We start from the raw sequence: 23,986 nt of genomic DNA on the forward strand, positions 1-23,986 counted from the left end.
TTCGGCGCTTCGGCGATGAAGGACGGCCTTTTTTTGCGTAAAAATCCGCGCCCTCCCGCAGATGCCGTTTCATTTGCTAAAATTGCGCGCGTTTCGGTAAAATAGAAGTTAGGGCTTTGATCCGCGGCGCGTGAACGTATCGCTCGTCAGCTTCTCGGCAAACGGGAGGACGCGCGTTAAGAAGGGGGAAATGCAATGCAGCAAGTTAAAGCGTCAACCGCAAAGCCGGGCAAACCGAATAAGGCGAACCAGCTGGCAAAAATCGTCTCCAGGGTACTGCTGATCGTGATCGGCGCGGCGATCGCCGCTTACGGCCTCGAAGCCGTATTGATTCCCAACCGGGTCTCCGACGGAGGGGTGACGGGTCTCAGCATCGTGGGGTCGCAGCTCTTCGGCATGCCGCTGGGCCTGCTGATCGCGATCATCAACGTTCCGTTCGTATGGCTCGGGTACAAGCAGATCGGCAAAAGTTTCGCCCTGTATTCGATGCTGGGCATCGCCTCTCTGGCAATCGGCACGACCCTGATGCATCATATTCCCGCGATCATCGAAGGCGACACGCTGCTCGTCACCGTAGTCGGCGGCATTATCATCGGCCTGGGCATGGGGATCGCGCTGCGCAACGGCGGGGCGCTGGACGGAATCGATATGCTGGCGGTGCTGCTGTCGCGCAAGCTGCCGTTCGGCACGAGCGACCTGATCCTGTTCCTGAACACGTTCGTGTTCATCGTGGTATCGTTCGTATTCGGCCTGCAGGGCGCCATCTTGTCCGCGCTCGCTTACTTCATCGCTTCGAAGGTCATTCATATCGTCGAAGAGGGCCTGAGCGGCTCCAAGACGTTCAAGATCATCACCAACCGGCCCGAGACGATGGTCGAAACGATCCGCGACCGTCTCGGCCGAGGGGCCACCTATGCGGATGCCTACGGCGGCTACAGCAACGAGCAGTTCAAGGAAATCACCTGCGTCATCAACCGGATGGAAGAGAGCAAGATCAAAGAAATCATTCACGAGATCGATCCCCAGGCTTTCGTGGTCGTCTACGACGTGGCGGAAGTCAGAGGCGGCAATTTCAAAAAGAAAGACATTCACTAAGGAACGCCGTCCGGCGCCCGGCAACGCGTCAAACGGTCTTCGCCTCGGAAGTTCGTGAAATCCGGCGAAACGAAAGTTATCCGCCTTGCGTTATATAGGAATAATGCTCGTTGGCGAGCGAATGAGGGTAATACAGATCGAAGGTCAAATTTCAGCCTAAGGAGAACACCATTTGATGAAAAAACCATGGAAAAACATGCTGCTGTCCCTTAGCGTATCCGCGGGTCTGCTGGCTTCGTCCGTTCCGGCGTTCGCCGCCGGTCCTCCCGCCGGGTATGCGCAGACAACCGTCAAAGTGAACGGACAGGCGATCGAATACGCGTTCGGCGAAGCGATCGTGCGAAAAGGCGTGACTTACGTTCCGGTCAGACTGACTCTCGACGCATTGGGCACGAAAATGAAAGACATCCACAACGGAACGGTCCGCGTGATCGTGGACGGCAAAACGGTGACGCTCGATACCGAAGCCGAGCTGATCGGAGGCGTATCGTTCATCCCGGTGCGGGCTTTGGCCGAAGTGTCCGGCTACGAAGTCCGCTGGGACCGCAAGACGAACACGGTGCTTCTGGTCTCCGAAGCGACGGGAGAAGCGGCTCGCGGCTTCCTGTGGGAAGTGAAAAACGGACCGACTACGGTCTATCTGGTCGGTTCGATGCACATCGCGGACGACAGCTTCTATCCGCTGCGCAAAGAGTTCGAGGAAGCCTTCGCCGAAGCCGATTATCTGGGCGTCGAGATCGACGTCAGCAAGGCGGCGGACGAAAAGCAGCAGCAGATGATTCTTTCGATGGGGACCTATCAGGACGGCACGACGCTGAAGGACCATATTTCCGCCGATACGTACAAACAGCTTGGAGCGCTGCTCAAAAAAAACGGACTGCAGCCGAACGCTTTCGACAAGTTCAAGCCATGGGTCGTCGAGACGACGATCAGCAGCCTTCAGTCCAGCGGCGCCGGGTACGACGCGAGCGCGGGGATCGACTTGTACTTCATCCAGGAGGCGCTTAAGCGCAAAGTTCCGGTCCTGGAGTTGGAGTCTTACGAATCCCAGCTCGGCATGTTCAACGGGCTGTCCGACGGGCTGCAGGAGCGCAATCTGAAGGCGGCGATCGACAACTTCGACACGATTGCGGACAGCACCGACGAGATGGCGGACATGTGGAAAAGCGGAGACGAGAAAGCGCTGCTTGAAATGACGAACAGCCTTGCCGAAGATCCCGAATATTACAAAGCGCTGCTGACCGATCGCAACGTCGGGATGGCCGACAAAATCGACGGCTATCTGAAGAGCGGCAAAGCGGAAGAGTACTTTATCGTCGTCGGCGCCGCGCATTATCCGGGGAACGAAGGCATCCTCAAGCTGCTTAAGGACAAAGGATACACCGTGACACGCAAATAAAACGGCAGGCAAGCGCGGCAAGCTTGAACCTGCGACACGCCTTCCGCATGATCGTCCGCTTCTGCGCCGATTTTCGGAAGGCGTTTTTATGCGTACGGGGGAGGACGCGAAAAGCGCGGCTTTCTCGTTTATAACGAAATTTTTCGAAGGAGATTCTATCATGCATGCTGCGAAAAAGCCTTACTCCGCTTCCCGGCCCGCCGGGCGGCCTGCTCCGCCGCGTTCGGGTAAACGCAAGAAACGGAAAAAAAGACGCGTCTGGCTGCCGCTCGCGATTTTTCTGCTTCTGCTGCTGGCCGCCTGGAAGGCGCTGGCTTTCTTCGGATTCGTGCCGGACGAGACCCGGGAGGATGCTCGCCTTGTCGGACTCCATCCGGAGGTCCGGGCGAAGGCGGATACCTTGATCCGGCAGGCAGCGGATAAAGGAATCGAGGTCGTGATCACGTCCGGGTTCCGCAGCGCCGAAGAGCAGGATCGGCTGTATCGGCAGGGCCGGGAAGACCCGGGGAATATCGTCACCAACGCGCGCGGAGGGCAGTCGTACCACAATTACGGATTGGCGGTGGACTTCGCGCTGCGGGACGAAGCGGGAAAAATAGTCTGGGACATGGAAAGGGACGGCAACGGCAGCGGACGTTCCGATTGGATGGAAGTCGTCGACCTGGCCAAGGCGTTCGGCTTCGAGTGGGGCGGGGACTGGAGCAACTTCCGCGATTACCCGCATCTTCAGATGGACTTCGGCTATACGCTGAGGCAGCTGCAGAACGGCAAATACCCGAAAGGATCGATAATCGAGGAGGCGCAGGAGCAGCAGAGGGATTGAGCAGGGTTAGACGCAGCTCATTCTGCGCATTCGGTCTGCGTCCGCTACAGACTGCTCCGCAAAATCTCGAGTCCCCGTCTCAGCTCGTCCAGCGAGCCCGTCGAAGAAAGCGCGACGCGCAAATGCTGCTCCCGGCTTCCCGTTCCGACCAGGAAGCGGTCCGAATGGAACACCCTCACGCCTCTGGCGAGCAGGTCGCTCTCGAAGCGGGAAGCGTGCACGGGTTTCGGCAGGCGCAGCCAGCGGAAGAAGCTGAGCGGATGGCCCGGATCGTCCGGCTGCGGAAAATATTCGGCAAACAAATCGTTGGCGGACTTTGCCAGCGATTTTTTGTATGCCACGATGTCGTCGGCCCTGCCCGAGACGATCAGCTCGCTGACGATTTCGGCGTCCAGCGACGAAGTCTTGACGTTGACGTGATAGATCGATCGCAGCATGCGTTCCCGCATCGTGTCGTCGAACACGATGTAGGCGAGGCGGATGCCGGAGCAGATGGACTTGGTGGTGCTGCAAATATAGACGGTCCGCTCGGGCAGCATTTCGCGGACGGGAAGGCCGTCTTCGGCCGTCGTTCCCTGCAGCAGGGCGGCGTGAATATCGTCCTCGATCACGATCAGGTCATGCCTGGCGATCACCGAGGCAAGCTCCCGCCTGCGTTCGTTCGGCATGAAAATGGCGGTCGGATTGCAGCATGACGGCATCAGGAAGATGCCCTGGACGTCGGTGGAACGGCAGCAGGCCTCAAGCTCTTCCGGCAGCATGCCCGACCGGTCGCCGGGAACCGGGATCAGCTTGATGCGCAGCGATTTCGCGAGTTCGATAAAGTTGGAATAGGTGTGTTCGTCCACCGCGATCCGGCTGCCGGGCTCGAACAGGGCGAGCAGCGTCACGGTCAGCGCGTTCTGCGCGCCGGATACGATCGCCACTTGGTCGGCATTCGCCGTAATGCCGAGGGGACGCATCCAGCGGAGCGCGGCTTCTTTTTGATGGGGAATGCCGTCCGGATTGTCGTAATTCAGAAACTGCTCCAGCCCGGCGCGCGCGGAGACCTTTCGAACCGCTTCCGTCACCATGAAGTTGCTCTGCTCGAACGAGGCGACGAGACCGAAATCGATGCATTCGACGGGCACCCGGTCCCTGGAGATCGTGACGGAGCGCACGGCGTTGGTGGAGACGAACGTGCCGCTTCCGGTCACGGCGTGCAGCAGCCCCTTCAGCTCGCAGGTCTTGTACGCCCGGGTTACGGTCGTGAAATTAATATCGAGAAAGTCGGCGAGCTCGCGCTGCGGCGGAAGCTTCGTACCCGGCGGCAGGAAGCCTTCCGTGATGTCCCGTTCCAGCATCCGCGCCAGCGAAAGATACACGGGACGTTCCAGTTCGCGGCGTTCGGGACGCCAGGACATGGGGTAATCGACAAAAGAATTGATCGGCATATCGCACCTCGTTAAATTGTAATCCATACAATTATATCGTTGATTGTATGGATTTACGAGTCTAGAATGAACGAAACGAGTTTGGATGCGAGGAGAGAAAAAGGCGAGATGAACGATCATGCAGCTACAGGAGCGGGAGCGGCTTTCCGGTCGGCTTTTCCCGTCACCGTGCCGATCTTGGCCGGATTTATGTTTTTGGGCATCGCCTACGGCGTCTTCATGAACGTCTCGGGCTTCGGCGCCGGTTGGACGTTTCTGATGAGCCTGCTGATTTTTGCCGGTTCGATGGAGTTCGTGGCGGTGGGTCTGCTGCTCGGCGCGTTCAATCCGCTGGGCGCGCTGCTGCTGACGCTGATGGTGAACGCGCGGCATTTGTTTTACGGTTTATCCATGCTGGAAAAGTATAAGGGCACGGGCTGGAAAAAGCCGTATCTGATCTTCGGGATGTGCGACGAATCGTTCTCGATCAACTATGCCGCCAAGATTCCCGAAGGCATCGACCGGGGATGGTACATGTTTTTCGTCACGCTGCTCAATCATGCGTACTGGGTGGCGGGAGCGACGATCGGCGGGCTGCTGGGGTCGTTTGTCGCGTTCGATCTGAAAGGACTGGAATTCGTGATGACCGCGCTGTTCGTCGTGATTTTCATGGAGCAGTGGATGAAGCAGAAGGTGCATGACAGCGCGCTGCTGGGCATCGGCATTTCGGTTCTCAGTCTGATCGTCTTCGGCGCGGATAAGTTCATCGTTCCGGCGATGATCGCCATTTTGGCCGTGCTGACGCTGACGCGCAAAGGCATGGAACGCAAAACGGCGGCTGCGGGAGAAGGAGGGGAGCGGGCATGACGATGACGGTAAGCCAGCAGATCATCATGATCGCGGTCGTCGTGCTCGGCACGATGGCGACGCGCTTCCTTCCGTTCCTGATCTTCCCGCCGGGCCGGCCGACGCCGGAATACGTCAAGTATCTCGGCCGGGTGCTGCCCGCCGCCGCGATCGGTCTGCTGGTCGTGTACAGCCTCAAAGACGTGAACGTGCTGGCCGGCAGCCGCGGGCTTCCCGAACTTGTGGCGGTGGCGGCGGTAGTTTGGCTGCATCTGTGGAAGAAAAACATGTTTCTGTCAATCGCGGCGGGGACTGTGCTGTATATGATTTTGATTCGACTGTGAACAAGCCGCCTCTTAAAGAGGCCGCTTGTTTTTTTAGGAGAAAGGAGCGGGCCGCTCGGTGCAGAAAAAGCGCGCACGGGGAAAAGCCCGGAAAAGTTCCGGGCAGCCGATAAAGAGCTCGAAAAGGAAACGGGTGCGGCATGCGGGCACGGTTCAGGAAAGTTTTTCGCTCCGGCTCAGCACCATGTCCACATGCGGAATATCGTCTTCCAAATACACGTCGGAAACGGAGCGGAAGCCGAAGGAACCGTAGAATTTTTCCAAATAATGCTGCGCCTGAATCTTGACGTCCGCCTCGCTCCACTGTTCGCCGAGGAAGGCGATCGCGCGGTTCATCAGTTCCTGCGCCAAGCCCTGCCCGCGGAATTCGGAGTTGACCAGAACGCGTCCGATGGAAGACTGGTCGTAGGAGACGCCGGGAGGGAGCAGGCGACAGTAGGCCGCGATCTGTCCGTCTTCCTCCGCGTATAAATGATGGCTCAGCGGATCTTTGCCGTCGACTTCGGGGTAGAGGCAGTTTTGCTCCAAGACGAAGACGTTTACCCGTTCGCGCAAAATGCGGTACACTTCGTCTCCGGTCAATTGTCGAAACGATTTCAAATGCCATTGCATGTCTCAGGATTCCTCTCGTGCCGGATTTTGGTTTGAATTTGAAGGATCGGATACATGCATTATAAGAGCCGGCCGCCGCCCTGTAAATTGCCGCCTGCGGAAATGCTTCCGGGAAGGTATAATGGGAGCGGCATCCGGACGTCGCGCGACAGAATCCGGGAAACGGAAAGGAGAAGCCGATGGAGTTGAAGCTGCATGCGCTGAAATACGGACATACCCCCCCATTACGACTGGGAAATGAAGCTGCTCGAGGAGCGCGAAGGCTGCCTGATTGCCGAAGGCAAAGCCGGGCGCCGATTGAAGCATCATACGAAAGGGCAAACCTTTACCGTTCCGCACGCCTCGCTTGAAGTCTACGCGCTGAACGAAGGGTATACGGTAAGCTTCGATATCGCGGAAGGCGGAGTGATCTCGATCTACTGCAATATCGCGCAGCCGTGCGTAAGGAAAGGGAATGATGTCTCGTTCGTCGATCTCGATCTGGACCTGCTCTGGAACGAGGAACTGGGCTGGCGGGTAGTCGACGAGGACGAGTTCGAGGACAACCGCCGGCGGCTCGGTTATCCCGACGAACTGGTCCGGTACGCGCAGCGGTCGCTGCGGGATCTTCAGGAACGCGCGCACCGGGGAAGATTTCCGTTCGACGGAAGCCTTGACGCGCAAGTGTCCAGAATCGCGGCCGAAACGGCGAAGCTGAACGAATAGCTTCGCCGTTTTTTTTATCGCTCGGGAGAAGAAGCAGGGAAGAAAGCGAATGAAATAACGTGAAAAAAGAAATTTTTTTTCGTGTAAATTTATCTATTGAAGTGTTTACATATAAAAAGAAAAGGATTATAATCAGTTCAAAAGTTGCACTAGGGAAACATTCATGTGCAAGGAGAACAAATGTAGCTGAAGGAAAGTGCACATAGAGCAGGAGACGGAGAGGTGAACGAATCATGGAGAGAGAACTTGAACGAAAAGCGGCGCGGCAGAGAGAAAAGGCGCCGAATGAACTCGTAAGCGGCCAGGCACGGGCAAGAAACAAAACGGAGCTGGCTGCCGAGGCCGTGTTGAACGGAGAAACGAAAGGCTTTAGACGGCTGCTGCCGTTTCTGGGGCCGGCCTTTATCGCCGCCGTCGCTTACATCGACCCCGGCAACTTCGCCACGAACATTACGGCGGGATCGCAGTACGGCTATATGCTGCTGTGGGTCATTTTCGCTTCGAACCTGATGGCCGTGTTGATCCAGTCGCTGTCGGCGAAGCTGGGCATCGCGACGGGCCGCAATCTGCCGGAAGTCGCGCGCGACCGCTTCCCCAAAGGCGTCTCGATCTTCCTGTGGATTCAGAGCGAGCTGGTCATCATCGCGACCGACCTGGCCGAATTTATCGGGGCGGCATTGGGGCTGTATCTGATCTTCGGCATTCCGATGCTGCCGGCCGCGCTGATTACGGCCGTCGCGTCGTTCGCGATTCTTGAGCTTCAGCGCCGCGGCTTCCGCACGCTGGAGACCGGCATCGCGGGCATGGTCGTCGCCGTCGTGCTGGCCTTCGCGTTTCAAGTGTTCATGGCGAAGCCGGATATGGGCGCCGTGACGGCGGGCATCTTCACGCCGAACTTCGCGGGCACGCAGAGCGTGATGCTGGCCGCGGGCATTCTGGGCGCGACGGTCATGCCGCACGCCATTTACCTGCATTCCTCGCTGACGCAGAATCGGATCGTCGGACGCAACGAAGCGGAGAAGAAGAAAATTTTCCGGCTTGAATTCTTCGACATCGTCTTCGCGATGATCGTGGCCGGCGCGGTCAATATGGCCATGCTGATTATCGCGGCGGCGCTGTTTTTCAAAAACGGCCTGCTGGTCGAAGAGCTGGATCAAGCGTTCATCCATTTCCGCGAATTGGCCGGTCCGGCCACGGCGATCTCCTTCGGGCTCGGCCTGCTGATCGCCGGCCTGTCGAGCTCGTCGGTCGGCACGATGTCCGGCGATGTGGTCATGCAGGGATTCATCAACAAGCGGATCAACCTGTATCTGCGCCGGGCCATCACGATGGTGCCCCCTCTTGCGCTTATCGTCTCGGGAATCGACGCGACCCGCGCGCTTGTCGTCAGCCAAGTGATTCTGTCGTTCGGCATCGCATTTGCGCTGGTGCCGCTGATGGTCTTCACCGGGGACCGCAAGCTGATGGGAGGCCTTGTGAACCATCCGGTCACGAAGGTGCTGGGCTGGGCGATCGCGGCGCTGGTTATCGCGCTGAACGTCTTCCTCATCGTCGAAAGCTTCTGACGGCGGACGGATTCGAGGGGGCTGCTTTTGAAACGGCTGCCGCCTCCTTATGTCCGCTAAAGCCTTTTGCTTCGGCAAAGGGCTTTTTTATTTGTTAAAAGTGTTTACGCAGATCGCGAATAACGTAAATTGAATGTAAAGCGGTTCCGGTGGTATGATAAAAACTTGCGTTTTCAACGCGGCGCATGACTTCATGATGAACTCGGAGGAAAAGAAATGTCACAATCGGAAAACAAAGTCTCGAGAAAGCGAACCGCCCTGCATTTTGCGGGATTCGGCATACTGGCTGTCGCCTTTGTAGTGATCGCGATGCTGGTCGGTTCCGGCTACCAGGCCGTCGTCGATTTCGACCATAAATGGATCGGACGGATTCAAGGACAGGAATCGCCGGGATGGACGAAAACGGCCGAAACGCTGTCCTGGATCGGCTCGACGAAAATCGTGATCGCGATCGAAGCGATTCTGCTGCTGCTTCTGCTGCTCGTGCCGAAGCTGCGCTGGGAACCCCTGCTGCTGCTGTGCGCGACGGGAGGAAGCGCGCTGCTCAATATTCTGCTCAAAAATATATTTCGGCGAGACCGTCCGGATATCAATCGGCTGGCGGAAGAATACTCGTTCAGCTTCCCGAGCGGACACTCGATGGGGGCCTTCGCGCTGTACGGTATTCTGTCCTATATCCTCTGGCGTCTGATCAAGCCGCTGCCCCTGCGGATTGCGGCGCTGGCGCTTTGCGTTCTGCTGACGCTGTCGATCGGCATCAGCCGGATTTATCTCGGCGTTCATTACCCGAGCGACGTGATCGGTGGATACGTGGCGAGCGCCGCCTGGCTGGCGCTGACGATCGGAGCGTTCGAATACTGGCGTCATCGGAGGCAGCGCCGCCTTGGAGGGCTGTCGGAAGCGGATCGGCAGGAAGGCATGGAGAACGGAGTTCGGATGTAAAACAGAAAAAGCACCCGCGCCGCCGAATGGCGGCTGCGGGTGCTTTTTTGTTCGAACGCCATTCGGGCCGTCCGGAAGACGGAAGCGCATTGCGGGTAACCGTCTTGGTATTACAGTTGAGCGACGAGAATCTCGGCGAATTTTTCGAGGAATTCGCGGTCGGTCTCGTCGAAGCGGGCGTGTTCCGGACTGTCGATGTCCAGCACGCCGATCAGCTCGCCGCCTTTGACCAGCGGCACGACGATCTCGCTGTTGGTGGCGGAGTCGCAGGCGATATGGCCGGGGAACGCGTGCACGTCTTCGACGAGCTGCGTCTCGCGCGTTTGCGCGGCCGTGCCGCATACGCCTTTGCCCAGCGGGATACGGATGCAGGCGGGCAGTCCCTGGAACGGACCGAGCACCAGTTCTTTCCCGTCGTACAGGTAGAAGCCGGACCAGTTGGTATCGGGCAGGCACTGCGCCAGCAGCGCCGAAGCGTTGGCGAGGTTGGCGATCCGGTCGGGTTCGCCGTCGATCAGGGCTTTCAATTGGGACAGCGCGGTCGCGTAATTTTCTTCGCGCGAGCCGGCGTAGCTTTTCGTTTCAAACATGGGCGTGAGCCTCCTATTCGCGTGCGGTTTCGAAAAATGTCGATTGAGCCGGCCGTGCCGCAAAATCGGCACCCCGACATTCTTAATTAAGGCCTGTTCCCGCCGAAATGTCAATGCGCGAAGCTTGGGAAACCGAATGTTTCCGGTGTGAAAAGGGCGGGTAAGTAGTGGATAACTCAAACGCTGCGTATTTTGCCGAATGGAGCCACGATTCGACCTACGGGAATGCGACAGCCGTTCACAGAATGGAGGAGAGGCGATATGCAGGCCGCAACGCAGAATTTATTCATACGGATTCACCTGCTGCATTACGCGGAGGAGCAGGACATTTCGATCCGCGAAGCGCTGCCCAAACTGGAGCGTGCCGGTTACCGGGTCGCGGATCGGGAAGTGAAACAGGAGCTGGAAAACCTGGCTGCCGAAAATCTGCTTACCGCCCACGGCGAGGAGTACACGCTGACGGGGGCGGGAATCGACGAGCTGCGCAAAATTCGCGGTTCGCTCGGAAGCATGTGCTCGGAAGTGCTGACCGAGAGCCGCACCGCCAAGGCCGCCAGAGTCTAAGCGGACGAAGGCATCATGATCCCTTTTGCGCCGACGATGATAGAAACGATTCGAAAACGACTCGGCGAATGTTAAACCCTCGATGCGCCTCTTCGGAGGCAGAGACGGGGGTTTTTATTATGGCTTGGTTGGATTTGCATGCCGATCGATTCGGAATTCGGTTCGTTCGCCGGCTTGACGTGGTAAGATGGAAAAAGTGCCGCCGAGATCGGAGCGGCAATTTTGGACGGGGCGCCGGAGCGCCTGATCCGACGGAAGGATTTGACGAAAGTGGAACAATCGCAAGACAAACGGAAATATGTGCTGGCCGGCTTGATGCTGTCCACGTTTCTGGCGGCGGTGGAAGGAACGGTCATCAGTCCGGCGACGCCGTCGATCGTGGGCGAATTCGAGGCGGCTTCGCTCATGAGTTGGGTCTTCGCGGCCTACCTGCTGACGATGGCCGTCACGACGCCGATCTTCGGCAAACTGAGCGACTTGTTCGGGCGCAAGCCCGTTTTCCTGACCGGATGCCTGCTGTTTATCGCGGGGTCCGCCCTGTGCGGCTTCGCGGGAGGCATGGAGCAGCTGATCGCGTTCCGCGCCCTGCAGGGAATCGGGGCGGGAGCCGTCATTCCGGTCACCTACACGATCGTGGGCGACCTGTACAAAATGGAGGAACGCGGCAAGGTCCAGGGCATGATCAGCTCGGTGTGGGGCATCGCGTCGCTCGTCGGTCCGCTGCTGGGCGGATACCTCGTCGATGCGTTTTCCTGGCGCTGGATTTTCGGCATCAACGTGCCGTTCGGCCTGCTGGCCGTGCTGTTTATCGCGCTGTTTCTGAAAGAGGAGCGGACGCGTAAAAAGGCGCAGATCGACTGGGCCGGAGCGGCTACCTTTACGATCGGCATGACGGCGCTGCTGCTCGGATTGACTTCCGGCGGAGAAAACGCGTCGTGGGGATCTCCGCTGATCGTCGGTCTGCTGGCCGGTTCGGCGATCATGCTGGTGCTCTTCGTATGGATCGAGAGCCGTGCGGCGGAACCGATGGTTCCGCTGAAGCTGTTTCGCATCCGGGATATTACGTTCTCGAGCCTTGCGGCGATCTTCGTCAGCACGCTGCTCATCGGCTTGACGACCTACATCCCACTCTGGGTGCAGGGCGTGCAGCAGGGCAGCGCGGTGCTGTCGGGGCTGCTGCTGGCACCGATGTCGTTCAGCTGGATCGCCGGTTCGTTTATCGGCGGGCGGATGATCGCCAAGAGCGGAGCGCGCGGCGCGGCCGTGATCGGATTGGCGGCGCTCGTCGCGGGCAGCGCCGGCGTCGCGCTGCTCGGCAGCGATTCGCCGGGTTATCTGCTGCCGCTGCTGATGCTGGTGCTCGGCGTAGGCTTCGGCATGTCGCTCACCGTGTTCACGATCGTGGCGCAGTCCTCGGTCGGCTATTCGCTGCGGGGGGCCTCGACGGCGCTGAATACGTTCCTGCGAACGCTCGGCCAGACGCTCGGAGTCGCTTTTTTCGGGACGCTGCTGAACGCTTCCCTGCTGTCGGGGGGCGGGACTTCGGGATCGACGGGCGTCAGCGAAGCCGACATCAACGCGCTGCTGTCGGAACATGAACGGGCGGCGATGTCTCCGGATAAGCTCGGCAGCCTCTCGGGCGTACTGGAAGGCGGCCTGCATACGCTGTTCGTCGTCATGCTGATCTTAACGGTGCTCGGCCTGCTGGCGGTACTGCCGCTGAGCAAGCAGCCGCCCGCGCCGGAAGGGGAGCGGGGGGAGACGGATCCGGACGCCGTCTGATCGGGCCGTCACGGCCGAGCCGCGCGCCCGAGGCTTGGACGCCCCGGTAGAAGGGACGGCGAAGTCCTTATGCGGCGTCCCGTCCCGGCGCTGAACGGCATTCCGGCTCCGCTTGCCAAAAAGACGATTTCCCGCGCCTCGAAACGAAGCGGGAAATCGTCTTTTTGTGTGACTCAAGTATCCGGCTGCCCGTGCTGGACCGGAGTATAATCGAAGAGGCTTTTACAACATTGAGAAAATTTTCACTTAATAAGGCGGCACGGATTTCGTAAAAAGACCGCCGCCGGGACGAAGCCGCGACGCCGTTATTTTCGGAACGAAGCCGTTATTTTCGTGCCGACGGAGACAATCTTTCCGCTTCCATGCCCATTTTCTTGAGCAGCGAGATCAACTGCAGCTTTTCTTCCTCTTCGAGGCCGCTCAGCGCGTTGGTGAGACGGTCGGCATAATTCGGATAAGCTTCGTCCATCAGGGCTCTGCCTTTGTCGGTCAGTTCGGCATAGATGACGCGGCGATCGGTCGGGCAGGGATGGCGGACCAGCATGCCGTGACGCTCCAGTTTGTCGATGACGTAAGTAACGTTGCCGCTCTGCAGCAGGAGCTTGGCTCCGATCTGCTGGATCGGCTGTTGGCCTTTGAAATACAGCACTTCAAGAACGGCGAACGCCGTCGGGTTGAATCCTTGGATCTTGCTGCCGCTGACGGCATGTTCGCTGACGCTCTTGAACGACTTGGCGAACACCCGGTACAGATGCAGCGCCAGTTCGGTATCGCGTGCCTGGGAATGAATCATTGCGCCTCCGCCCTTTCAAATTTTGGTAGATGGAATATATTTATCTTAGTGCAGCGTTATCGGTTCGGAACATGTCATTTGTCACAGTTTTTCATTTGAACTATTAAAATTTTGCGTTTTCACCGAAACTTCAAATTTGAAGTGACGGCGCACACAGGAGATATTTGGCGAAAAAAGCAACCAAAGTGCGAAAAAGTCGTATTATGGCGAAGAAAAACTTGTTTGCTGCGCTACAAGGACCGCAAGCAGGGAGCAGTGCTTTTGGTAAACAGAAAGAGAGGGACGGCCGATGGGAACGGAAGAGCAGGAACCGATCCTGCAGGAAGACAGGGTGCTGGATATCCGAATCGAGGAGGCCGGCTATTCGCCGGGGGACGCCCGGGTCCGGCAGATCGAATTCGGCGTGCGCAGCGGGGAATTGGTCGGGCTTATCGGGCCCAACGGAGCGGGAAAAAGCACGACGATCAAGGCGATCCTCAAGCTGATCCCCCATGTGAAGGGCGAAATCGCGATGGGCGGTTCGGGAACATACGCTTATGTGCCGGAACAGCCGCTCTACTACGACACGCTGACGCTGTGGGAGCATCTGTCGTTGGCGGGCGCGGCCTACGGAATGGAGGAAAAGGCGTTCGAGCGGAGCGCGGAAGAACTGTTGGAGCGGTTCCGGATGACCGACGCCCGCGACAAGCTGCCCGGCGGCATGTCGAAGGGGATGAAGCAGAAAATGATGCTGATGCTCGGCTTCCTGCTGAAGCCGGACGTCTACATCGTCGACGAGCCGTTCATCGGTCTCGATCCGCGGGCGACCCGGGATTTTCTGCGGCTGCTGGAAGAGGAGCGGAAGCGCGGAGCGGGCGTGTTGATGTGCACCCACGTCCTGGATACGGCAGAAAAAATTTGCGATTATTTCGTGCTGCTCTCGAACGGGGAAACGGCGGCGCAGGGCGACATGGCGCAGATCCGGAAAACGAGCGGACTGGCGGAAGGCGATCTGTTCGACTGTTTTGAGGCGCTGACCGTATGAGCCGCGCCGCCGTATCCGCCTTCGCGGGATTGGGCCGTCCGGGTGCGCTGTTCCGCCGCCGGCTGCGGGACCACTTGGACTGGGAAATCAAAAACTTGCGCCTGGTCGTCGATTGGGTCGTGGCGCTGTACATCGTCATTCCGTTCGGGCTGCTCGGCGGCCGCTATTATTACGGCTTCTGGCACGGGGAGATTCCGCCGGTCATGCAGGGCATTCCGCCGATCGCGCTGCTGATCGTTCCGCTGCTGACGGCGCTGGCTTCCCGGCCGATCCTGATGCTGGAGCCGGCCGACGCCGTGTTCCTGCGGCAGCGTCCCGGCTGGCTGCGCGGCGTGACGGCCCGCGGACTTACGCTGTTCGCGGCGTTCCAGGGCATCAAAGCCGCGCTGGTCTTCGCCCTGCTGCTGCCTTTCCTCCGGGAGCTGTACGGGCTCCCGTGGACCGCCGTCGCCGCGTTGTATGCGGCGGCGTGGGCGCTGCATGCCGCGGCGGGAATGCTGGCGCATTTTATGGGCGTATTCCGGCGGAAACGCCTGAAAGGCAATGCCGCCTCCGCGGGGCTGCTCGCGGCTTCGGCGCTCTTTCTCTGGGCGGCCGCTTCCGGGACGGCCGCGAGCCTGGCCGCCGCCGCGGGACTCGGCGCGGCGGCAGCCGTTATGATGCGGAGGCGCGCCGCGCTGTCGCATCATTTCGAGGAGAGCGCCGCCGCCGACCTGGCGGCGCGAATGCGCTTCGCGGCGCTGCTGCTGTCGCGCGCGGTGGACAAGCCCCGTCCGCCGAAGCGGTCGTCGCGCCTGCTGCGCCGGTCGGGTCCGCTGCTGCCGAGCTTCGTCGGCAGCTGGCGGACGCGACAGATCGCCGACGCCGCGCTCAAGAGCGCGCTGCGGGATAGCGGCTACGCGTCGATGTACCTGCCCATCGCGGTCCTCGGCCTGGCGAGCACCGCCGCCGGTCCGGCCTGGGTCGGCTGGATCCTCGTGCCGCTGATCCTGCTCCTGTTCTCCATGTGGCTGCGCGGGCTCTGGCTGCGCTTCGCCGATCATGCCTTCCCGCCGGTCGCTTCGATGGACCGGGCGCTGGCGGACTCCGCCTGCGCGCCGACGGTCGGCATCCAGATGCTGCCGCTCGCGTTCGCGCTGACGGCCTGTCTCGGCGTCAAAGTTCTCGGCGCCTGGTGGGGAGCGTTCGCTTTCGGCCTGCCGGGGGCGGCCGCGGGCGTGCTGCTGGCTTACATGCTGGCCTTGTTTTGGCAGAAGAAGGAGTAACCGACCGAAAACCAAAAAAGCCGGACCGCGTCGCGATGACGAGGTCCGGCTTCGATGTTTTTCGGGCGTTTTTTCGGAACCGCGCTTCTATCCCCGCAGCGCCAGCGCCCGTTCCGCCGCGCTCGTGCCCGCCGCATGGCCGGTCGAGAACGCCGCGGTAATGTTGTAACCTCCGGTATAGCCGTGGATATCCAGCAGCTCGCCGCAGAAGTACAGACCTTCCGTGAACTTCGATTCCAGCGAATGGGGGTCGACTTCCTTCAGGTGGACGCCGCCGCCCGTCACGAAGGCGTCTTCGATCGACAGCGTGCCGTTCACGGGAATCGGGAAAGCTTTGATCAGCTTCGAAAGTTCGGTCCATTTGGCTTTCGGGATATTGTCGTGCGTCAGCATCTCGTCGAGTTCCGCGCGCACGAGCAGCAGCGGAATCAACTTTTCCGGCACGGCCGTTTTCAGCACGTTCTTGATCGCTTTTTTCGGCTCGGCCGCCGTCAGGTTCAGCGTCTCGCGGTATACGTCGTCGGCGCTGCGGTCCGGCATCAGGTCGACCGTGACCCGAACCGTTCCGCCGGCCTGCTTGTCCAGCTCCTTGACGACGTACTGGCTGCATCGGAGAGCCGCCGGGCCGGAAAGGCCGAAGTGCGTGAACAGCATGTCTCCGACATGGGTGACGAGCTTTTTCCCTTTGGCGTTCCAAACGGTCAGCTCGATGTCGCGCAGCGACAGCCCCTGCAGCTCTTTGCTCTGGATGAAGGCGGCTCCCGACGTCAGCGGCACTTCGGTCGGAAACAGCTTCGTGATCGTGTGTCCCGCTTCGATCGCCCACGGATAGCCGTCGCCGGTCGAGCCGGTTTTCGGAACGGACTTGCCGCCGACCGCCGCGACGACGCACGGAGCGGAAATTTGTTTTCCGTCCTTCAATCTTACGCCCGCCGCCTGCCCGCCTTCATATAATAGACGCTCGACCGGCGTGTTGATCCGCACTTCGACGCCGAGCGAGCGGACCCGTCCGATCAGCGCGTCCACGACCGTTTTGGCTTTGTCGCTGACCGGGAACATGCGCCCGTTGTCCTCCTCCTTCAGCGGGATGCCCAGCCCTTCGAAAAAAGCGATGATTTCGCGGCTGCCGAACTGCGACAGCGCGCTGTACAAAAACCGGCCGTTGCCGGGAATCCATTTGATGAGCTCGTCGAACTCCTTGTTGTTCGTGACGTTGCAGCGTCCTCCGCCCGAAATGCCCAGCTTGCGCCCGAGCTTGTCTCCCTTGTCGAGCAGCAGAACGCGCGCGCCCCGTTCGCCGGCCGCCACGGCGGCCATCAGCCCGGCCGAACCGCCGCCCACGACGATTACGTCATAATCCAAGATGCATCTTCCTTTTCCAGTTGATCGATTTCTTCCATCATAGCATAAAACGGCAGCGCGCAAAGGAGCGGCGTTGCCTTAAACTCCAGCGCGTTTCTGGGTAATTTGTATCGGGAGAAAAGGTATGCTTTAATCGATAGGAATGGATTTTCTTGAATATGGAAAAGTTGCGGGCCTTTCGGCTGCCAAGAAGTCGGCGCATCGCATCCTTTTAAAGGAGGTAAGATCAGGTGGAGTTGTTCAACGTGTTCATCATCCAGTTTTTGTTAGCCTCGCTTCCCGTCCTCCTGATGCCTTCTTTGGAGATGTTTTTGCGTAAGCGCGCGTCAGAGCCGCTTCCCCGGCACGGCTGGGATTCCGTCGCCGTCGCCTTTGCGTACGCCAGTTCGGTGTCCCTTCTGCTCTGCTGGATACTCGATGCGGGCAGCCTGCGGATCGACGGCCGCTTGGCCCTGCTGCCGACCGGAATGGGGATTTTGTACGGCGCGGCGAAAGGCGGACTGCCGCTGGTCGCGTTATATGTCTTGATGGGGTACCTGTTTTCGAATCCGGGGGAGCTGCTACTTATCGGGCTCGAGGGACTTATCCTGCTTGCGCTCGCTCTGTCGCGTTCGCGGCTTCTGAGCATGCGAAACGTACGGAGGCGCTTCCTGTTGGCCGCATGGCTGCTGGCCGCCTACTTTCCGCACGCGGCCTTTCGTATCGGGAGGGCCGCGGCAGAAGGAACGGGCGCCGCTTCCGCGCTTCCGGGCCTGGCGGCCGAGCTGCTGGCCGCCGCCGCCGCGGGAGTCCTGCTGCTGAACTCCCGGCGGGACGTGCAGCATCGATATTTGTTGAGCGAGCAGGCCGGCGCGATGCGGGAGAAGATGATTCAGGAAGAGACGAAGCTGCAGGCCCTTATGCGAACGCTGCCCGGCTTCGCGCTCACGCTGGACCGCTCGGGACGAATCACCGGAGTGAATGACCGAGCGTTCAGCGCGCTCAGCAACCGAATGCCGTCCATGACCCGGGAGGCCGTTGTCGGACTGAGTTTTTCCGAGCTGATTCAATCCATCGGCATGGAGGCCGACCCGCTGTTCCTGCAGGCGCTGGAGCAGACGATCCGCGAAGATCGGGCGATCGAACGGGCCTTCGGATTCGGCGGCCGCAAATTCCATGCTTATTTCTCGCCGGCGCACACCGAAGCGGGCGAGGTGGTCGGAGCGGTATGCAGCCTCTACGACGTTACGGAAATCGAGCGGATGCGGCTTGAGCTGGAAGACATGAACCGGCTGCGCCTGATCGGGCAGATGGCGGCGGGAGTCACGCACGAGGTCCGCAACCCGATGGCCGTCGTCCGCGGCTATCTGCAGATTCTCCAGCGCAAGACGCCCGCGGAGTACGCGCATTATTACAAAATCGTTCTCGAGGAACTGGACCGCGCCGGAGGCATTATCGACGACTTTCTCTCGTTGGCGCGCGCGAAGCGGGAAATGAACGAACGGCGAACGCTGCGCTCGGTCGTCGAGGAGCTGTGGCCGCTGCTGCAGGCGGATGCGAATCTGCGCGGCCAGACGATTCGGCTCGAAGGCGGCGAGGAAGGGGAGGCGATGCCGATGCATCCCGGCGAGATCAAGCAGCTCGTTCTGAATTTGGCCCGCAACGCGCTCGAAGCGATGGGAGACAAAGGGGAGCTGGTCATCGCCGTCGAGGAATCGGAAGACGGCGTTCGGCTTCGGGTGCGGGACAACGGTCCGGGCATTTCGGAAGAGACGCTGGAACGGATCAAGCAGCCTTTTTTTACGACGAAAAAAACGGGAACCGGATTGGGGCTGGCCTTGTGCATCGGAATCGCCGAACGCCACGGGGGCACGCTGACGATCGACTCCGCGGTGGGGGAAGGCACGGAAGTGCGGGTCGACTTCGTCAAGTCGGGAAAGGCCTCGGAAGGGCGGGACGGCAGCCGGGGCTGAAGGCCCCGGTTCGTCTTTGCCGGGAAACGGCTTTCCTTTCGTTAGGAGGCACGGTATAATGAAAGCACATCAACGTTTCGAAGGAGTGAATCGACATGGCAATGTCTTTCGACCAATACATGCGTGACATGATCCAACCGATGCGGGACGAGCTGACATCGCTCGGCATCCGCGAACTTCGTACGCCGGAGGAAGTGGAAGAGAATCTTCCGAACGCTTCGGGAACGACGCTTGTCGTCATTAACTCGGTATGCGGCTGCGCCGCCGGACAATGCCGTCCCGGCGTCGCTCAGGCGCTGCAGCACGAGAAAAAGCCGAACAACCTGTTTACGGTATTCGCCGGACAGGATAAGGAAGCGACGGCGCAGGCACGCGAATATTTCGCGCCTTACCCGCCTTCTTCGCCTTCGATCGCGCTGTTCAAAGACGGAGAACTCGTTCACTTTATCGAGCGTCACGGGATTGAAGACCGCTCCGCCGGCGAGATTGCCGACGAGCTGACCCGGGTGTTCGACGAATACTGCGGCTGATCCGGATTTCCGGCAGCATTGACAGGCAGCGCCCCGGCAGACGTACGCGTCCCGCCGGGGCGTTTTTTGTCGCGAAGAGGCATCCGCGGACCGGCGATGCGCGGCACGGAGTCGAAAAATGCGCCGCGTAAGTTCGATGTCAGCCTCTAAAGGGTATAATTGAAGGGAGAGGCGTCATCCATTTTGTCCGGGAGAGACAGATTCCGGATATTCAAAGGAGAGAATGTACGATGAGTTTGCAGCAGCAGATTATTGCCGAACTGGGCGTTCAGCCCACAATCGATCCGGAAGCCGAGATCCGCAAACGGGTCGACTTCCTGAAACAGTACGTAGTCAACTCGGGCACGAACGGCCTGCTGATCGCGATCAGCGGCGGCGTGGACAGCGCGGTGGCGACCGGCCTGTGCAAGCGCGCGACGGACGAGCTGACGCAGGAGACCGGGAAGGAATACATCACGCTCGGCGTGTTCCAGCCTTACGGCGAACAGTCCGACATCGAGCACAGCTACGCGACCGCCAAAGCGTTCAACCTGACGCATACGGTCGAGACGAACATTCAGGACGCGGTCGAGCACATCGCTTCCACCGTCGAAAAAGGATTCGAAAATCTTGACGCGAGCAATCCGCGCAAGATGACGGATAAGGGCAAAGGCAATATCAAAGCCAGAACCCGGATGGTCGTGCAGTACGCGCTGTCGTTCGAGATGAACTTGATCGTCGTCGGCACGGACCATGCGTCGGAAGCGATCACCGGCTTCTACACGAAGTGGGGCGACGGCGCGGTCGACGTCACGCCTCTGTCCACGCTGAACAAGCGTCAAGTCCGCCAGGTGGCGAGCGCGCTGGGCGTGCCGGCCGAGATCGTGACCAAAGCGCCGACAGCCGGTCTCTGGGTCGGTCAGACCGACGAGAACGAACTGGGCATCACGTACGACGAGAACAGCGATTACCTGGAGGGCAAGGAAATCAAGCCGGAAATTCAGTCGCTGTTGGAGAACTATTACAAGAAAACGGCGCATAAGCGCGATCCGATCCCGGGCATCTGATCGACGCCCGAGCTTCTTCGGCGCGTCGCGCCTGCCGGGCGGACGGAATGCGGTCGGAACACGAGTTCTGAAAGGCCTGCTTACGGCAGGCCTTTTTTCTGCGGAAAAGTCGGCAGGGTTTCGGTCGGCCGCTTGTCCAGCATCGGCCGATCCGCCGGCGGAGACGAGATAAGAGGCGGATATCAAAGGAAGATGCGAGGTCCGAAGACTCCTTCGCGCAGTCCGCAGCCCGCAGTGTTCGCATGCCTGCCCGGATTTTTAGAAATAACTGCGCTCAGGCAGCTATTTGGCTTAAATCGCGGCCGAATCGAAAAATAAGTGCAGCAGAGCAGCTATTTTTTGCGGAAACGTAAAAACAGACATCAAAATGATAATTTAAGTGCTTGTACGCAGCTATTTCGCAAAAACGTGGCTTTTTTTCGAAAATAGCTGCTCCTATGCATTTATTTTGGTCCTTTCTCCCGCAGCCCGCAGGTTTTACGCGAATAAAGGCCCGGAACTGGAGTTCGCCTGCTTCTCCTGCTACAATATAGGGCGAAGCTGAGGGAGAGCTTGTTTCTCCCGATCGGACGGACTGCCGATCGTACGAGCCGAACGAAACGGCGCGTGCGCGATCGGCTGTCCGATTATGCCTGGGTAAAGTGGAGGAATGCCGAGATGATCTACGGAATCGGCCACGATCTGTTGGAGATCGGCCGGATCGCCCGGCTGCTGGAAGGAAGGCTGGGGCAGCGGTTTTTGCAGCGGATTCTCACGCCTGCCGAGCTCGGAATCGCGCGCGCGCGCGGTCCGAAGCTGCCGGAATTCGCAGCGGGGCGCTTTGCCGCGAAGGAAGCGATCGTCAAAGCTCTGGGAACGGGAATCGGGCAAACTGTCGGATTCGAGGATATCGAGATCGTTCCGGATGCGCTGGGCAAGCCCTGCGTCCAACTGTCGGAAGGAGCCTGGAACAGGCTGGCCCTGCCGGGAGGGAACGGTTACGTCATACATTTGAGCATTACGCATCAGCCGGGAATGGCTTCGGCCTTCGCCGTAGTGGAAAGGACGACATCATGACTGCCGAAGATCACAAAAACGAAGGAAAAATCGACCGCGGACGGTATGCCGAAGAACGCCGGGTGCAGGAGAAGATGGCCGCCGTGGAAGCGGAAGACAGCAAAACGTATTTCAGCCGGGAACTGCTGATTTGGTATGACCGCAGCAAGCGCGATCTGCCGTGGCGGAGGCATCGCGATCCCTACTTCATCTGGGTATCGGAAATCATGCTGCAGCAGACGCGGGTCGATACGGTCATCCCGTATTTCAACCGGTTTATCGAGCGCTTCCCCACGATCCGGGATCTGGCGGAAGCCCCGCAGGAAGACGTGGTCAAGATGTGGGAAGGACTCGGTTACTATTCGCGGGCTCGCAATCTGCAGGCGGCCGCGCAGCAGATCGTCGAGCTGCACGGAGGACAGATGCCGTCGGAACGCGAGCATGTTTTCGCGCTTAAGGGAGTCGGTCCGTATACGGCCGGCGCGATTTTGAGCATCGCGTTCAATCGCCCCGAACCGGCGGTCGACGGCAATGTCCTGCGCGTATTGTCGCGCTACTTCCTGATCGAAGACGACATCGCCAAGCCGAAGACGAGAATCATGATGGAGAAGATGATTCCGGAGCTGATTCCGGAAGGCCGGGCGTCGGACTTCAACCAGGCGCTGATGGAGCTGGGGGCGCTGATCTGCACGCCGAAATCCCCGCACTGCCTGATCTGCCCGGTCATGGAGCACTGCCGCGGCCGGATCGAAGGCCGGGAACGCGATCTTCCGGTCAAAACGAAGGCGAAGAAGCCGAGACCCGAGCAGAGGCTGGCCGTGCTGCTGGAAGGTTCCGGCGAGCGCGCGGGCCGGGTGCTGGTCCGCCGGCGGCCGAATACCGGCTTGTTGGCCGGCATGTGGGAACTTCCGCACGTCGCGGCCGGCGGCGAAGATCTGGGACTCGACGCGGCTCAGCTCGGGGAACTGCTCGAGGATCGCGGATTGTCCTGGTCGCCGATGTCTCCGTACATGACGGCGGAGCATACGTTCAGCCATATTCACTGGACGATGCGGGTCTTGATCGCCAGGGAGGAGCCGGAAGCGCTGGCGCAGCTGGCCGCCGAAAGCGGCGTGCCGTACGAGGCGGCCGTGCCGGAAGCGGCGGAACTTGACGGCGCGGAAGGCATCGCGAACGACGGGGCCGACGAAGAATGGCGCTGGATCTCCCGCGAAGACATGTCGGCGATCGCTTTTCCGAATCTGTTCCTGAATATATTGAACAAGTATTTTTCGGGAGAAGGCGAACAGGAATAAGGATTGCCGATGTCGCGTCGTTCGATATCGGAAGGCGGCTCCGCGCGGCGATTCCGACAATCGCAAAAACAAAAAAACGCCGATCCCGGAGGATCGGCGTTTTTGGTGCGGTTCGGCCGCTGAGGCCCGGCCGCAGTACCGGAAACTTTTTATTTCGCGGCTTCGTAACGTTTGGACACTTCGTCCCAGTTTACGACGTTCCAGAAAGTCGAGATGTAATCCGGACGTTTGTTCTGGAATTTCAGGTAGTAAGCGTGCTCCCATACATCCAGACCGAGGATCGGCGTTTGGCCTTCCATGATCGGGCTGTCCTGGTTCGGCGTGCTCGTTACGGCCAGTTTGCCGTCTTTGCCGACAACGAGCCAAGCCCAGCCGCTGCCGAAACGAGTCGTAGCCGCTTTGGCGAAGTCTTCTTTGAATTTATCGAATCCGCCCAGTTCGCTGTCGATCGCTTCTGCCAGGGCGCCCGAAGGGTTGCCGCCGCCGTTCGGTCCGATAACGGTCCAGAACAGGCTGTGGTTGTGGTGTCCGCCGCCGTTGTTGCGAACGGCCGTACGGATGCTTTCCGGTACGCTGTCCAGGTTGGCGATCAGCTCTTCGAGGCTCTTGCTTTGCAGCTCGGGAGCGCTCTCCAGGGCGTTGTTGAGGTTGGTCACGTATGTGTTGTGATGGCGATCGTGGTGGATTTCCATCGTCTGAGCGTCGATATGCGGCTCAAGCGCGTCGTTCGAATACGGCAGTGCCGGCAGTTCAAATGCCATGATAAGATTACCTCCTGCTTAAGTTGGATTTGACGTTGCCTGCGGAAAATGATGAAGCTTACATGCGAAGTACATAGGAACGTCTTTACCTCTTTATTAAACAGGAACACTTTCTTTAAATCAATAGATCATTTTTTCTCCGTGACTTTTTAGGTCAATGAAGAAAATCATAAATCGGGTGCGAAAACACGAGGTTTCAAGCCTTTTTCACGAAACGCGAGCATACCAAAATCAGGCGGAAACG

The 23,986-nt window shown here is 59.5% G+C and carries 23 protein-coding genes; 17 read left to right on the forward strand and 6 right to left on the reverse strand.

Features of this window, described 5'->3' with window-relative positions; all coding sequences use genetic code 11:
* The first annotated feature begins 195 nt into the window (after positions 1-195).
* From GYN08_RS19305 to GYN08_RS19315, 3 genes are all read left to right on the forward strand, one after another.
* Positions 196-1,095 (forward strand): YitT family protein, encoded by a 900-nt coding sequence (locus GYN08_RS19305; protein WP_166277790.1) that lies wholly within the window; start codon positions 196-198, stop codon positions 1,093-1,095.
* 175 nt (positions 1,096-1,270) lie between these two features.
* Positions 1,271-2,494: a TraB/GumN family protein gene (locus GYN08_RS19310; RefSeq protein WP_166277793.1), complete on the forward strand. Its 1,224-nt coding sequence runs from the start codon at positions 1,271-1,273 to the stop codon at positions 2,492-2,494.
* Positions 2,495-2,654: 160 nt separating this feature from the next.
* A complete protein-coding gene (locus GYN08_RS19315) occupies positions 2,655-3,317 on the forward strand; it encodes a M15 family metallopeptidase (protein WP_235946395.1) in 663 nt (220 codons plus the stop codon).
* A gap of 44 nt (positions 3,318-3,361) precedes the next feature.
* On the opposite strand, the gene GYN08_RS19320 is transcribed toward GYN08_RS19315, so the two are convergent.
* Positions 3,362-4,750 (reverse strand): aminotransferase-like domain-containing protein, encoded by a 1,389-nt coding sequence (locus GYN08_RS19320; RefSeq protein ID WP_166277795.1) that lies wholly within the window; start codon positions 4,748-4,750, stop codon positions 3,362-3,364.
* 108 nt (positions 4,751-4,858) lie between these two features.
* On the opposite strand from GYN08_RS19320, the gene azlC reads away from it, so the two are divergent.
* Both azlC and GYN08_RS19330 read left to right on the forward strand, forming a co-directional pair.
* Positions 4,859-5,596 (forward strand): azaleucine resistance protein AzlC, encoded by a 738-nt coding sequence (azlC, locus tag GYN08_RS19325; protein ID WP_166277798.1) that lies wholly within the window; start codon positions 4,859-4,861, stop codon positions 5,594-5,596.
* Positions 5,593-5,919 carry a branched-chain amino acid transporter permease gene (locus GYN08_RS19330; RefSeq protein WP_166277801.1) on the forward strand — a complete coding sequence of 109 codons (327 nt, stop codon included), beginning with the start codon at positions 5,593-5,595 and terminating at the stop codon, positions 5,917-5,919. The genes azlC and GYN08_RS19330 overlap by 4 nt, the downstream gene beginning before the upstream one ends.
* 153 nt (positions 5,920-6,072) lie before the next feature.
* Here GYN08_RS19330 and GYN08_RS19335 read toward each other — a convergent pair whose 3' ends face one another.
* Positions 6,073-6,531 carry a GNAT family N-acetyltransferase gene (locus GYN08_RS19335; protein ID WP_166277804.1) on the reverse strand — a complete coding sequence of 153 codons (459 nt, stop codon included), beginning with the start codon at positions 6,529-6,531 and terminating at the stop codon, positions 6,073-6,075.
* A gap of 237 nt (positions 6,532-6,768) precedes the next feature.
* On the opposite strand from GYN08_RS19335, the gene GYN08_RS19340 reads away from it, so the two are divergent.
* The 3 genes from GYN08_RS19340 (at position 6,769) to GYN08_RS19350 (ending at position 9,743) form a co-directional block, all read left to right on the forward strand.
* Complete coding sequence (locus GYN08_RS19340; protein ID WP_166277807.1) at positions 6,769-7,236, forward strand: DUF402 domain-containing protein; 468 nt, start codon at positions 6,769-6,771, stop codon at positions 7,234-7,236.
* A gap of 233 nt (positions 7,237-7,469) precedes the next feature.
* Positions 7,470-8,801 (forward strand): Nramp family divalent metal transporter, encoded by a 1,332-nt coding sequence (locus GYN08_RS19345; protein WP_166277809.1) that lies wholly within the window; start codon positions 7,470-7,472, stop codon positions 8,799-8,801.
* A gap of 216 nt (positions 8,802-9,017) precedes the next feature.
* Positions 9,018-9,743, forward strand: a complete 726-nt coding sequence (locus GYN08_RS19350) for a phosphatase PAP2 family protein (RefSeq protein WP_166277812.1) — start codon at positions 9,018-9,020, stop codon at positions 9,741-9,743.
* 110 nt (positions 9,744-9,853) lie between these two features.
* On the opposite strand, the gene GYN08_RS19355 is transcribed toward GYN08_RS19350, so the two are convergent.
* On the reverse strand, positions 9,854-10,333 hold the full coding sequence (locus tag GYN08_RS19355) for a GAF domain-containing protein (protein ID WP_166277815.1): 480 nt from the start codon (positions 10,331-10,333) through the stop codon (positions 9,854-9,856).
* 261 nt (positions 10,334-10,594) lie between these two features.
* Here GYN08_RS19355 and GYN08_RS19360 point away from each other — a divergent pair, with 261 nt between their 5' ends.
* Both GYN08_RS19360 and GYN08_RS19365 read left to right on the forward strand, forming a co-directional pair.
* Positions 10,595-10,897, forward strand: coding sequence for a hypothetical protein (locus tag GYN08_RS19360; protein ID WP_166277818.1), 303 nt, complete (start codon positions 10,595-10,597; stop codon positions 10,895-10,897).
* A gap of 315 nt (positions 10,898-11,212) precedes the next feature.
* Positions 11,213-12,679 carry an MDR family MFS transporter gene (locus GYN08_RS19365; RefSeq protein WP_166278017.1) on the forward strand — a complete coding sequence of 489 codons (1,467 nt, stop codon included), beginning with the start codon at positions 11,213-11,215 and terminating at the stop codon, positions 12,677-12,679.
* A gap of 325 nt (positions 12,680-13,004) precedes the next feature.
* On the opposite strand, the gene GYN08_RS19370 is transcribed toward GYN08_RS19365, so the two are convergent.
* Positions 13,005-13,472, reverse strand: a complete 468-nt coding sequence (locus tag GYN08_RS19370) for a MarR family winged helix-turn-helix transcriptional regulator (protein WP_166277821.1) — start codon at positions 13,470-13,472, stop codon at positions 13,005-13,007.
* Positions 13,473-13,761: 289 nt separating this feature from the next.
* On the opposite strand from GYN08_RS19370, the gene GYN08_RS19375 reads away from it, so the two are divergent.
* Positions 13,762-14,496 carry an ABC transporter ATP-binding protein gene (locus tag GYN08_RS19375; protein ID WP_166277824.1) on the forward strand — a complete coding sequence of 245 codons (735 nt, stop codon included), beginning with the start codon at positions 13,762-13,764 and terminating at the stop codon, positions 14,494-14,496.
* A complete protein-coding gene (locus GYN08_RS19380) occupies positions 14,493-15,761 on the forward strand; it encodes an ABC transporter permease (RefSeq protein ID WP_166277827.1) in 1,269 nt (422 codons plus the stop codon). Before GYN08_RS19375 ends, GYN08_RS19380 begins: the two co-directional genes overlap by 4 nt.
* A gap of 87 nt (positions 15,762-15,848) precedes the next feature.
* Here the strand turns inward: GYN08_RS19380 and GYN08_RS19385 are convergent, their stop codons facing one another.
* Positions 15,849-17,123 (reverse strand): BaiN/RdsA family NAD(P)/FAD-dependent oxidoreductase, encoded by a 1,275-nt coding sequence (locus GYN08_RS19385; protein ID WP_166277829.1) that lies wholly within the window; start codon positions 17,121-17,123, stop codon positions 15,849-15,851.
* A 230-nt stretch (positions 17,124-17,353) separates the two neighbouring features.
* Here GYN08_RS19385 and GYN08_RS19390 point away from each other — a divergent pair, with 230 nt between their 5' ends.
* The 5 genes from GYN08_RS19390 to mutY all read left to right on the forward strand — a co-directional run bounded on the left by GYN08_RS19390 (position 17,354) and on the right by mutY (position 22,981).
* Complete coding sequence (locus tag GYN08_RS19390) at positions 17,354-19,075, forward strand: ATP-binding protein (protein WP_166277832.1); 1,722 nt, start codon at positions 17,354-17,356, stop codon at positions 19,073-19,075.
* Between the two features lie 95 nt (positions 19,076-19,170).
* Positions 19,171-19,605, forward strand: a complete 435-nt coding sequence (locus GYN08_RS19395) for a BrxA/BrxB family bacilliredoxin (RefSeq protein ID WP_166277835.1) — start codon at positions 19,171-19,173, stop codon at positions 19,603-19,605.
* Between the two features lie 230 nt (positions 19,606-19,835).
* Entirely contained in the window at positions 19,836-20,651 is an 816-nt protein-coding gene (gene nadE / locus GYN08_RS19400; protein WP_166277838.1) for an ammonia-dependent NAD(+) synthetase, read from the forward strand.
* Positions 20,652-21,308: 657 nt separating this feature from the next.
* Positions 21,309-21,707 (forward strand): holo-ACP synthase, encoded by a 399-nt coding sequence (gene acpS / locus GYN08_RS19405; protein WP_166277841.1) that lies wholly within the window; start codon positions 21,309-21,311, stop codon positions 21,705-21,707.
* Between the two features lie 74 nt (positions 21,708-21,781).
* Positions 21,782-22,981 (forward strand): A/G-specific adenine glycosylase, encoded by a 1,200-nt coding sequence (mutY, locus tag GYN08_RS19410; RefSeq protein WP_235946405.1) that lies wholly within the window; start codon positions 21,782-21,784, stop codon positions 22,979-22,981.
* 149 nt (positions 22,982-23,130) lie between these two features.
* Here mutY and GYN08_RS19415 read toward each other — a convergent pair whose 3' ends face one another.
* Positions 23,131-23,742, reverse strand: a complete 612-nt coding sequence (locus tag GYN08_RS19415; protein ID WP_166277847.1) for a superoxide dismutase — start codon at positions 23,740-23,742, stop codon at positions 23,131-23,133.
* Between the last annotated feature and the right edge of the window lie 244 nt (positions 23,743-23,986).

The organism is Saccharibacillus alkalitolerans (assembly GCF_011090185.1).
GTDB lineage: Bacteria > Bacillota > Bacilli > Paenibacillales > Paenibacillaceae > Saccharibacillus > Saccharibacillus alkalitolerans.